This window comes from Streptomyces sp. MBT65 (assembly GCF_016612545.1).
GTDB lineage: Bacteria > Actinomycetota > Actinomycetes > Streptomycetales > Streptomycetaceae > Streptomyces.
The window spans coordinates 1-11,362 of record NZ_JAENRY010000364.1; the positions used below are offsets into that span (position 1 = coordinate 1).

9 protein-coding genes and 1 pseudogene are annotated in these 11,362 nt (G+C 69.9%); 3 read left to right on the plus strand and 7 right to left on the minus strand.

What is annotated here, in order from left to right; genetic code table 11:
* Positions 1-126 precede the first annotated feature (126 nt).
* Positions 127-411, minus strand: a pseudogene (locus JHN63_RS44635) (DUF2017 family protein); the annotation flags it as partial.
* A gap of 63 nt (positions 412-474) precedes the next feature.
* Positions 475-792: an ATP-dependent Clp protease adapter ClpS gene (gene clpS / locus JHN63_RS44640; protein ID WP_200690853.1), complete on the minus strand. Its 318-nt coding sequence runs from the start codon at positions 790-792 to the stop codon at positions 475-477.
* Positions 793-872: 80 nt separating this feature from the next.
* Between clpS and JHN63_RS44645 the strand changes: the two genes are divergently transcribed.
* Together JHN63_RS44645 and JHN63_RS44650 are read left to right on the plus strand one after the other, a co-directional pair.
* Entirely contained in the window at positions 873-2,219 is a 1,347-nt protein-coding gene (locus tag JHN63_RS44645; RefSeq protein ID WP_200690854.1) for a nicotinate phosphoribosyltransferase, read from the plus strand.
* A gap of 172 nt (positions 2,220-2,391) precedes the next feature.
* A complete protein-coding gene (locus JHN63_RS44650; protein ID WP_200690855.1) occupies positions 2,392-2,976 on the plus strand; it encodes a nicotinamidase in 585 nt (194 codons plus the stop codon).
* A gap of 120 nt (positions 2,977-3,096) precedes the next feature.
* On the opposite strand, the gene JHN63_RS44655 is transcribed toward JHN63_RS44650, so the two are convergent.
* The 3 genes from JHN63_RS44655 to JHN63_RS44665 all read right to left on the minus strand — a co-directional run bounded on the left by JHN63_RS44655 (position 3,097) and on the right by JHN63_RS44665 (position 9,101).
* On the minus strand, positions 3,097-5,301 hold the full coding sequence (locus JHN63_RS44655) for an MMPL family transporter (RefSeq protein WP_200690856.1): 2,205 nt from the start codon (positions 5,299-5,301) through the stop codon (positions 3,097-3,099).
* Positions 5,302-6,269: 968 nt separating this feature from the next.
* The gene (locus JHN63_RS44660) at positions 6,270-6,623 is read right to left on the minus strand and encodes a hypothetical protein (protein WP_200690860.1); all 354 of its coding nucleotides are present in this window, start codon (positions 6,621-6,623) and stop codon (positions 6,270-6,272) included.
* A gap of 135 nt (positions 6,624-6,758) precedes the next feature.
* The gene (locus tag JHN63_RS44665) at positions 6,759-9,101 is read right to left on the minus strand and encodes an immune inhibitor A domain-containing protein (RefSeq protein ID WP_200690857.1); all 2,343 of its coding nucleotides are present in this window, start codon (positions 9,099-9,101) and stop codon (positions 6,759-6,761) included.
* A gap of 435 nt (positions 9,102-9,536) precedes the next feature.
* On the opposite strand from JHN63_RS44665, the gene JHN63_RS44670 reads away from it, so the two are divergent.
* A complete protein-coding gene (locus JHN63_RS44670) occupies positions 9,537-9,866 on the plus strand; it encodes a hypothetical protein (RefSeq protein ID WP_200690858.1) in 330 nt (109 codons plus the stop codon).
* Between the two features lie 112 nt (positions 9,867-9,978).
* On the opposite strand, the gene JHN63_RS44675 is transcribed toward JHN63_RS44670, so the two are convergent.
* Positions 9,979-10,617: an RDD family protein gene (locus tag JHN63_RS44675; RefSeq protein WP_200690859.1), complete on the minus strand. Its 639-nt coding sequence runs from the start codon at positions 10,615-10,617 to the stop codon at positions 9,979-9,981.
* 89 nt (positions 10,618-10,706) lie between these two features.
* Positions 10,707-11,362: RDD family protein (locus JHN63_RS44680; RefSeq protein ID WP_234478636.1), on the minus strand; the 656-nt coding region annotated here is incomplete at its 5' end.

The following is an 11,362-nucleotide window of genomic DNA, read 5'->3' on the forward strand; positions in this document are numbered from 1 at the left end:
CGACCGGCTCGGGCGGCATGCGCGGGCTGTACGACTCCGGTCGGCACGGCCCGAGTGATCGACGCGAGCGGCCCGCACGGGCTGTGTGACCAGTGGTGGCAGCCCGGCCCGTCTCGCTGTCGTTGGTCAGCGCAGCAGGGTCGTGACCAGGGTTTCCTGGAGGCCGCCCAGCCAGAGGTACGCCATCACCATCGGCTTGCGGGGGTCCTCGTCCGGGAGGCGGTAGAGGTCGTCGGTGTCGTCCTCGTCGGTGATGTCAAGGCGTGAACCGATCGCCAGGCGGAGGTCGTTGAGGGAGCCGAGCCACTGGCGGGACTCGTCGGCGGTCAGTTTGAGGATCGCGCCGCCGTCGCCGCCGGGGGTCAGCGAGTCGAGGGTGCGGACCACCGCGAGGGCGTTCTCGCGCTTGCCCCGCGAGGGCGCGGCGCCGCCGTCGCGGAGCGGTTCGAAGTGTCCTGGCATCGGGATGGGTCGCTACTTCCGGTCCTGCTGGAGGGTGGCCCACAGACCGTAGCCGTGCATGGCCTGCACGTCGCGCTCCATCTCCTCGCGGCTTCCGCTGGAGACGACCGCGCGGCCCTTGTGGTGGACGTCCTTCATGAGCTTGGTGGCCTTGTCCTTCGAGTAGCCGAAGTACGTCTGGAAGACGTACGTCACATAGCTCATGAGGTTGACCGGGTCGTTGTGCACGATCGTGACCCAGGGGACGTCCGGCTCGGGTACGGCGAAGACCTCCTCCGCCGACTCGGTGCGTTCGATCTCCAGGGGTGCGGGTGACGTCACAGCGCCCATGCTGCCACCACAAGGGGGTGCCCGCACAAATGGACCCCACAAATCGTCAGAGTGACGAGATGGGAGTACCATCCGTTGCCATGAACACAGCGGACCTTGGGCTGCCGGTGGACGTTCCCTCGACGGCGCTCTTCACCGACCACTACGAACTGACGATGCTGCAGGCCGCCCTCAAAGCGGGTACGGCCGACCGGCGTTCGGTCTTCGAGTGCTTCACCCGGAGGCTGCCCGAGGGGCGTCGCTACGGCGTCGTCGCGGGCACCGGACGCGTACTGGACGCGGTGGAGAACTTCCGGTTCGACGCGGACGTCCTCGGCTTCCTGCGCGAGCGTCAGGTCGTCAACGAGGAGACCCTGGAGTGGCTCGCCGCCTACCGCTTCAGCGGTGACGTCTGGGGCTACCCGGAGGGCGAGGTGTACTTCCCGGGCTCGCCGATCATGCGGGTCGAGGGGTCGTTCGCCGAGTGCGTGCTCCTGGAGACCGTGATCCTCTCCATCCTCAACCACGACTCCGCGATCGCGGCCGCCGCCTCCCGCATGGCCTCCGCCGCCGGGGACCGCCCGCTGATCGAGATGGGCGCCCGCCGCACCCACGAACTCGCCGCCGTCGCCGCCTCCCGCGCCGCCTACGTCGGCGGTTTCGCCACCACCTCCGACCTCGCGGCCGGCTTCCGCTACGGCATCCCCACCGTCGGCACCTCCGCGCACGCCTTCACCCTGCTCCACGACAACGAACGCGACGCGTTCCAGGCCCAGGTCGACTCTCTGGGCCGGAACACGACGTTGCTCGTCGACACGTACGACGTCACCGAGGCGGTCCGTACGGCGGTGGAGGTCGCCGGGCCCGAACTGGGCGCCGTCCGCATCGACTCGGGCGATCTGCTGCTCGTCGCGCACCGCGTGCGGCAGCAGCTGGACGAGCTGGGCGCCGTCAACACGAAGATCATCGTGACCTCCGACCTGGACGAGTACGCCATCGCCTCGCTGGCGGCGGCGCCGGTGGACGCGTACGGCGTCGGCACCCAGCTGGTGACCGGCTCCGGGCACCCGACCTGCTCGATGGTCTACAAGCTGGTCGCGCGCGCCGAGTCCGCCGATCCGAAGGCGCCGCTGGTGCCGGTCGCGAAGAAGTCCAGCGGGGGCAAGACGTCGATCGGCGGGCGCAAGTGGGCAGCACGACGGCTGGACGGCGACGGGGTCGCGGAGGCCGAGGTGATCGGCATCGGACCGGTGCCGGCCGAGCTGGCCGACCGGCAGTTGCTCGTCGAGCTGGTCAAGGGCGGCGAGGTCGTGGCCCGCGAACCGCTGGACGTCGTACGGGATCGGCATGCGGTCGCTCGGGGCAACCTGCCGTTGTCGGCGACCCAGTTGTCACGCGGGGAAGCCGTCATTCCGACGGAGTACGTCCAACTGCGGTCGGGTAGTTAAAGACCCGCCGCTCAAGACCCGCCGTTCACGACCCGCCGATCACGATCTGCCGTTCAAGACCCGCCCCTTACGTCCCAGCAGTTAAGACCCGTACGAAAATCAGGAGTGCGCCCTCCCGCGGTGGCGCCGAAGTCTCTAGGCTCGAATCTCACTCTCCGCGAAGGACACCACCATGCGCCGCGCCTTGATCGTCGTTGACGTGCAGAACGACTTCTGCGAAGGAGGCAGTCTCGCGGTGTCCGGTGGTGCCGACGTGGCCGCCGCCGTGACCGAGCTGATCGGGCAGGCACCCGCCGGCTACCGGCACGTCGTGGCCACCCGCGACCACCACATCGCGCCCGGCGGCCACTTCGCCGACAACCCCGACTTCGCGCACTCCTGGCCCGCGCACTGTGTCGCGGGCACGGAGGGGGTCGGGTTCCACCCGAACTTCGCACCCGCGGTCGCATCCGGGGCGATCGACGCCGTGTTCGACAAGGGGGCGTACGCGGCGGCGTACAGCGGGTTCGAGGGGCGGGACGAGAACGGGGTCGCGCTCGGGGACTGGTTGCGGGCGCGGGAGATCGACGAGGTGGATGTGGTCGGGATCGCGACGGACCACTGTGTGAAGGCGACGGCGTTGGACTCTGTGCGGGAGGGGTTCCGGACGCAGGTGTTGCTTGATCTGACGGCCGGGGTGGCGAAGGAGACCACCGACCGCGCGCTGGAGGAACTGCGCGCGGCCGGGGTGGAGTTGACGGGGAAGCCGGTCGTCTGACGGTCCGTCGACTACGCGTTCGTCGGCCGCGGGCCGGTGGGGGCTGGGCGCGCCCACGCGGCGGAGCCGCATGTCGATACAGCCCCGCGCCCTAAAAGGGGCACCGCGGCGGGCCGCGTTTCACACAGCCGTCTTCTCGGGGCTGTCCACTGGCTCCGTTGCCGGGTGTTGGCTGCTCAGGCTCTCGCCCTCGATGTCGACGTTCGGCAACAGTCGGTCCAGCCAGCCCGGTAGCCAGGAGATGCGTTCGCCGAGGATCGCGAGGACGGCCGGTACGAAGGCCATGCGGACCACGAACGCGTCGAAGAGGACGGCGATCGCGAGGCCGAAGCCGATCATCTTGATCATGGAGTCGCCGGCCGTGATGAAGCCCGCGAAGACCGAGATCATGATGAGGGCGGCGGCGGTCACGACCCGGGCGCTGTAGCGGAACCCGGTCGCGATCGAGGCGTGGGCCGCGCTGCCGTGGACGTAGGCCTCGCGGATGCGGGAGACGAGGAAGACCTCGTAGTCCATGGCGAGGCCGAAGACGATGCCCACCAGGAAGATCGGCATCAGGCTCATGATCGGGCCGGTGGTCTCCACTCCCAACAGGCTTGCGCCCCAGCCCCATTGGAAGACCGCGACCACGCAGCCGAGCGCGGCGAGCACCGAGAGCAGGAAGCCGACGGCCGCCTTGACGGGGATGACGATCGAGCGGAACACCAGGAGCAGGAGGAGCACCGCCAGGCCCACGACCACGATCAGGTACGGGATCAGGGCGCCGCTGACCTTCTGGGCGACGTCGATGTTGAGGGCGGTGGTGCCGGTGACCTCGAAGCTCGCGCCGGGGGCCGCCGCCACGATCGCGGGACGGTCGTCGCGGATGGTGTGGACGAGGTCGACGGTCTTCTGACTGGTCGGCGCCTCGGCCGGTACGGCGGTGAACAGGGCGGTGTTTCCTGCCGAGTTGAAGCGGACCGGGGTCACCGACACCACGCCCGGTACGGCGGCGATCCGCTTCTCGACCGTGGCCGCGGCGGCCTTGGGGTGGTCGGCGTCGGTGAGGTCCACGACCACCGTCAGCGGGCCGTTGAAGCCGGGGCCGAACGCCGTGGCGAGGTCGTCGTAGGCCCGGCGTTCGGTGGTCGCGGTGGACTTGGCCTCGTCGCCGGACTGGCCCAGTTGCAGGCCCAGTGCGGGGAGGGCGAGGACCACGAGTCCGGCGACCGTGCCGAACAGGACCGGCCAGGGGTGGCGCAGCACGAAGCCCGCCCAGCGGCTGCCCATGTTGCCGGCCACGCCCTGGATACGGCGGCCGGTCGTCTTGTAGCGGCGGGAGAGGACGGCGCGGGGCCAGAAGCCGAGCAGGGCGGGCACGAGGGTCAGCGCGATGAGGACGGCGAGGACGACCGCGCCGGCCGCGCACAGGCCCATCTTGGTGAGGAGCGGGATGCCTACGACGGAGAGCCCGGCGAGCGCGATGACGACGGTGAGGCCCGCGAAGACCACCGCCGAGCCGGCGGTGCCGACGGCGAGGCCGGCCGCCTCCTCGGTCGTGTGGCCGTTGGCGCGTTCCTCGCGGTAGCGGAAGACGACGAACACGGCGTAGTCGATGCCGCAGGCCAGGCCGAGCATCGTGGCGAGGGTGCCGGTGGTGTCGGAGAGGCCGAGGGTGCTCGCCAGGGTGGTGATCGCGGTCATGGAGATGCCGACGCCGAGGATCGCGGTCAGCAGCGGGAGTCCGGCGGCGGCGAGCGATCCGAAGGTGATCAGCAGCACCACGGCGGCGATGGCGACACCGAGGATCTCGCCGACGCCGCCCGCCGAGGGCTGCGCGGCCAGTGCGGTGCCGCCGATCTCGACGGTGAGGCCGGAGTCACGGGCCTGTGCGGCGGCGTTCTCCAGGTTCTTCTTGGCGGTGTCGGAGAGGTCGTTGGCCTGCACCGTGTATGTGATCGTCGAGTAGGCGGTGGTCGCGTCCTTGCTGACCGCGCCCGCCTGGAAGGGGTTGATCGCGGAGGCGACCTGCGGTCCCCCGGAAACCTCGTCGACGAGCCGGACGACGGCCGCGCGGTCCGCGCCGGCGCTGATCTTCTGGCCGTCGGGGGCGACGAAGACGACCCGGGCGACGGCACCGTCGGCCTGTGCTCCCGGGAAGCGCTGCTGGATCAGGTCGAAGGCCCGCTGGGACTCGACGCCGGGGGTGGAGAAGGTGGTCGCGGGCGCTTCGGCCGCCTTGCTGGAGGCGAACCCGAGGGCCGCGAGGATCACCACCCAGAACACGGTCACGAACCAGCGCCGGCGAAACGCCAGACGCCCCAGGCGGTAGAGGACGGTAGCCACGAAAGGGCCTCCGCTGCGGTCTAGGCTGCCCCGAGCCATCCCAGGATGGGCTCAATCACCCCGACCCGCCTGTCGGGGGCGCGGGGGTCGCGCAGGGCGGGTCCACGGACCACCTGCCGGGGCGCATCGGCCGCTCGGGGCGGGGAGCGCGGGGAGCGCGGCGCGGTTTGTTGCCTGCGGCGCGGTCGGTTGCCTACGGCGCCGTCGGTTGCCTGCGGCGCGGTTAGGTGCCTACGGCACGGCTTGTGATGGCCGACGCCCCGAAGCTGGACGCGGCCCAACGGGGCGCGGGGCTGCAACAAGGTGCGGCTCCACCGCGTGGACCGGACCAGCCCGCCACCGGGGCCGCGCCGAGCCGTCAGCCACCGGCGACCTCAGCACGTCGCCGGCCGCGTCCCGAGGTGCACGGGGCTGGGACACTCGCGGCGCCAGCCACACCACAAGGAGCGTGAGGCTGTATCGATGGGCAACTCCACCACGCTGGCCGGACCAGCCCCCACCGAAGCCGCCTCAAGCCGTCAGCCACCGGCCACCTCAGCACGGCGCCGACCGCGCCCTATGGAGCGCGGGGCTGCGACATGTGCCCGTCCACCACGTAGGCCCGACCAGCCCCCACCGAAGCCGCCTCAAGCCGTCAGCCACCAGCGACCCCAGTACGACGCCGACCCCGCCCCGAGGGACGCGAGGCTGCGACACTCGCGGCTCCACCGCATAGCCCCGCCCAGCCCCCACCGGTCGGCAGAAAACGCGCGCCCCCGCACCATCGCGGCGCCGGCCGCGCCGCAAAGGGCGCGAGGCTGTATCGATGTGCGGCCCCGCCGCGTGCGCCCGACCAGCCCCCCACCGAGCCCGCGAACACCACACCAACCGTCTCCCGAACCCAGCCCCACCGGCCCGCGGACACCACACCACCCATCCCCCGAGCCCACAGACACCGGCCCGCAGACAACAAACCGCCCAGCGGAGCGTCACGCAGCCGCCGGAGGCCGCCGCAACAACGCCCGGATCGGATGCCACAACTCCTGCGTCAGCTCCGGGCCCGGAATCAGGACAGCGTTGTCAGCCGCCGGGGCCGTGCGCCATATCAGGCCGTCGGGGTGGTGCAGGACGGCCGTGATCTCGTCCGGGGTCGGCGGCTCGGCGTTGCCGCGCAGGTAGACGGCCCGCATCCCGAGGTTGCGGAGCCGGGTCAGCGCCCGGGCGCGGTTGCGTGCGTGGACGAGGACGCGAACGCAGCCGTCACCCTGGGCGCTGGGTCTGGGCAGGTTCAACGCCACCACCACGCTGCCTGTCGGCAGCCTGCAGAAACCTCCTGCGGACAATGCGGTCACACCCCCGGGAGAGTCGGTGTCGAAGTCGGTGTCAATAAGCGACGCACAGGACGCACCTAAACACGGATCGGCGGCGACCCGCCAGGGGGTCACCGCCGATACGTTTCTGACCTGCGCTTTTACCGACTACTTCGCCGAAGGGCCGACCTGGAGCGTGACCGTCGAGCCGTCCAGCGGCTCCTTGACGATCTTGATCCGGGTGTTGGTGTCAGTGATCTTGACACCGGCCGTCGGGTTCGACGTGTCGTAGTAGGTCGACCTGCCGTCGTCGAAGACGGGGACGCCGCGCTGCGACTTGATCTTGGTGGCGACATCGGCCTTGTGCAGCGTGACCGAGTCCGTGGGGTACCAGCTGAACGGCGAGTCGTAGGCCTGGATGCGGTTGCGCATCAGCGTGCCGTCGGACCACTTCAGCTGCGTCGGGTGCGAGTCGATCGGCAGGATCAGACCCTCACCGGCGTGCTGGCTGGTGTTGTCGTCCGCCTGCGAGGTGTCCCACTTCCAGATCAACAGGCCGTTCTGGTAGGCGTAGTGCTCCACCCAGTCCGGACGGGTCGTCGAGAAGCCGAAGTTGTACGGGCCGACCTTCAACACCTTGTCGTACGACACGTATTGACGGTTCTCGGCGATGTAGTACTGCGCGTAGTCGTCCGTGAAGGACGCGCCGATGCGCGAGAAGCCCTTCGCGGTCCACGCGGCGTCCGCGGCCTCGGCGTTGTCGGAGAAGAGGGTCGCGCCGTCGGCGGTCACCGTGATCTCGTCGGCCGCGAAGCCCTTCTGCGCCACACCGCTGTCGGTCTGGTAGCGGAAGCGCACGTCGATCTTCTGGCCCGCGTAGGCGTCCAGCGGGTACGTCAGCTTCTGGTACGCCGCCGCCGTGCCGGTGAGCGCGGGGTTGCCGCTGCCGTCACGCGGGATGGCGGAACCGTCGGCCAGCGTGCCGTCGATCGCGGTCCAGGTCGCGCCGCCGTCCTTCGACACCTCGGTGTAGAGGTAGTCGTAGTCGGCCTCGATGTCGTAGTAGCCGTCCAGCGTGAGAGACGCGGCCGACTTCCCGGTCAAGTCCACTGTCCGGGAAAGGGTGTTGCTCAGATCGTTGCCGCTGCCGCTCCACCACTGCGTGGCGCCCTGCGCCGGGGTGACCACCTGCGTGGTGACCTCCTTCTCCGGCAACTGCACCACCAGCGCCTGCGCGTTCTTGGTGTTGTACTCCGCGACGCCCAGCGTGTGCTTCGACTTGACGCCCGCCTTGGCCACGTCGTAGTCCAGCCAGCCCAGTTGGAGCTTGTCCCAGGCGTTCATGTCGCCGGGCAGGTTGCCGATGGCGTCCTTGCCGGTGCCGAGCCAGGAGCCGGACGACATCAGCGTCCAGAAGCCGGTGGAGTTCTCGCCGCCCGCGGTGTCGTACTCGTCGGGCAGGCCGAGGTCGTGGCCGTACTCGTGGGCGTAGACGCCGAGTCCGCCGTTCTCCGGCTGGATGGTGTAGTCGCCGACCCAGATGCCGCTGTCGCCGACCTGGGTGCCGCCGAGCTTGTTGGTGCCCGGGCCGGTGGCGCCGGCGTCGGTGCCGAAGGCGTACCAGCGGTGCGCCCAGATCGCGTCCTCGCCCTGCGCGCCGCCGCCGGCCGACTCGTCCTCACCGGCGTGCACGATCTGGAAGTGGTCGATGTAGCCGTCGGGCTCGTTGAAGTTGCCGTCGCCGTCGTAGTCGTAGCGGTCCCACTGGTCGAACTGGGCCAGCTCCGTCTTGATCTCGGCGGCCGTGTCACCCGCGGCCTCGCGCTGGGCGACCCAGGCGTTGACGCCGTCCTGGACCGCGTACCAGGCGCCGGTGGGGGCGTCGTTGGAGCCGTAACGGGCCTCGTTGTAGGGGACCTTGACCCAGTCGGTGACCTCGCCGTCGACCGAGTAGCGGCCCGAGGACTGCTTCTCGTAGTACTTCTTCAGCGACTCGGTCTTCTTGCCGGTGCCGAAGTACAGGTCCTGGAAGTGCGCCTGGTTGTAATCCGCCTGCCAGGCCGTGGAGTTGTCCTTGGTACGGTCCGGCGCGGCTATCTGGTTGTGCAGCGGGCCGACGGTGCCGCCGTAGCGGGTGTCCACCTTGTCGCCGAACTCGACCAGGATGGTGAAGATCTTGTCGGTCTTCTCCCGGCCCAGTTCGACGTACTTGCTCTTGCCGCCCTTGCTCTTGAGCTGGACGACCTGCGAGCCGTTGCGGTCCTTGACCGACGCCTTGCCGGATATGACCTGGTTCAGGGCCTCTTGGCGCTGCGCGTCCTGCGTCTTGCTCAGCGGGCCGTCGAGGTCGTGCTCCTTCTGTGCGACCGGTGCCGGGTCGTGCCGGTCCACGGTGGTGGACTTGGCCGAGGTGCTGGCTTCCGCCACGGCGAACGTCGAGAACGTGGCGGTGGCCGCCGCGAGGGCCACGCCCACCGCGGCCGCTCTGAACGTCCAGGGTCTGCTGGTCACTTGAGGTCCTCCCCTGCGTACCCGACCGCGCGGAAGGGGGGGTCCTGGAAGTCATGGAAGGTCCGCGCGCGGTGTACGCGTGATAGTCAAGTGACGTTATTTGACTAGAGGTTTACGAGAAAAGACAGACCTTGACTTGAGCAGGACAAGTGCACTATGCGAAGCCGGGGTCCGCTTTACGGACACGCACGGGCGACTCGAGGCTCGCTCAACAGGCGCGTGCATCCGTCCACTTGGTGGACGGTATGACTCCGTGCGCCCCCCATGCTCCGGAGCTGTGTGTTAGGTCATGCTTACTGCACGTTCCACTCGGGCATGCAGGCGAATAGAGTCGATTGGCGGATCGCCCGGAACCCGGCGGAAAGCCAGGCCGACATCCTTGTCGCACCCCCCTTTCACAGCTCCCCTCCATCGCCTAACGAGGACTCGATTGCCATGCCTCGTCCGACCGCCGCACAGCTCGCCTACGGTTCGTTCACCGTGATCTTCTCGACGCTCGCCATGCTGCTGCTGTCACAGACGAACTCCGGTCTGGGGATCGCGGTCATCGCATGCGCGGCGCTCGCCCTCGGACTGCTCGTCTCCCTGACGGTGCCGCAGCCGAAGGCCCGCGCCCGGACAGCGGCCAGGGCCGCCGTCCAGACCGCGGTCCCCGCCCCCGTTCCGTCCCTTCCGCAGCAGGCACGGGTGTCGGTACGGCGGGAGACCGTCTCCGCCGCCGCCGTGTCGTCCGCGCAGCCGGTACGGGAGCGGAGCACTCCCTAGACCAAGCACAAGCCCAGGCTCAAGCGCACGCTCGACCACGCGAATCGGCGGGTCCGTTGACGACGGACCCGCCGATCGCTGTGTACGGCCCGGGAGTCGGCCCCCGGTCACCTCAACGCGTGCTGACCACCACGGTCTTGGCCGCCTTGTCGTGCAGCCCCTGCTTGTACGGCTTGTCGAAGAAGCTCCAACCGCCGCTGATCGCCGTCCAGATGCAGGCGCAGCAGAACGCGAACGGGATCCACAGCACCGCCGCGCGGATCAGGTTGGTCTGCACGGACGGCGTCGACCCGTTGTCGAGGTTGGCCACGCGCAGGCCCAGCCACTTCTTGCCCAGCGTCTGCCCCGACTTGGCGAGCATCACGGTGTCGTAGCCGATGTAGAGCACGGCCGCGACGAGCGACTGCCCCAGCGACTTGGCGTACGACGCGCCGTCGGAGCCGACGTCGTACTCGTGGACGCCGAAGGCCCAGGTGACCAGCCAGACGACGATGCCGACGAGGATCATGTCGATGATCCTCGCGAGCGTGCGGCGGCCGCTGTCGGCGAGCGGGGGCATGCCGGCGAGGGGGTCGGTGGGGTACGAGCCGCCACCGTAGGGGTCACCGCCACCGCCGCCGTACGGAGGGGGCTGGTTCCCGTAGGACGGGTCGTACGGTGAGCCCGATCCCTGGCCAGGAGGGGGCTGCTTCCTGAACGGGTCGTCTTCCGGCGGCTGCTGGCCGGAGCCCGGAGGCGGTTCGGTGCTCATGGGCCGAGTCGACCGCGAACCGTGCGACTTCGCATCCGGCGAGCGGCCGTCCGGGGTACGGAATCAGGTCCCCCGGATGCCGTACCCCGCTATCCCGCCACGAACGTATGTGCTGCCTTGTCGTGCCAGCACTGGCGCCAGGGCCGGTCGAACAGGCACCAGGCGACCCCGACGATCCCGATGCCGAGCAGCCCCGGGACGCTGTACACGAGCCAGCGGCGCAGCGCCCCGCCGAAGCCGGGCGGCTCGTGGCTCTCGATGCCGCGCACCTCGAGACCGCAGAGCTTCTTGCCCAGGGTGCGGCCCCACTTGGCGGTGGGCAGCGCCTCGTAGAGAACACCGAAGACGAGGATCACGGCGAGGACGATGCCCAGGTAGGCGCCCGTCGTGCCGTCCAGCAGCCAGACCGTCTCGGTACGGCCGGAGAGCTTGGCCGCGTCGATCTTCCCGTCGAGGTGGTCGACCGCCTTGGTGCCCAGCGGTACGGCGGCCACGGCGGTGACCGCGCCGAGCACGACGGTGTCCACGAGCCGGGCGAGCAGCCGCTTGCCGAGCCCCGCGGGCCGCGCCGCCGACTGCCGCCGGGCCGCCGCCTGGAACACGTCCTCCACGGGAGGCTTCCAGGGCGCTACGGCACCTTCCTCGTCCCCCGCCAGCCGGTGCACCTGCTGCGCCCAGGAGGGCTGTCCGCCGCCGGCACCGCCCGCCATGGGCATCCCCGCGGCGGCGGACAGCCCTCCTGGGC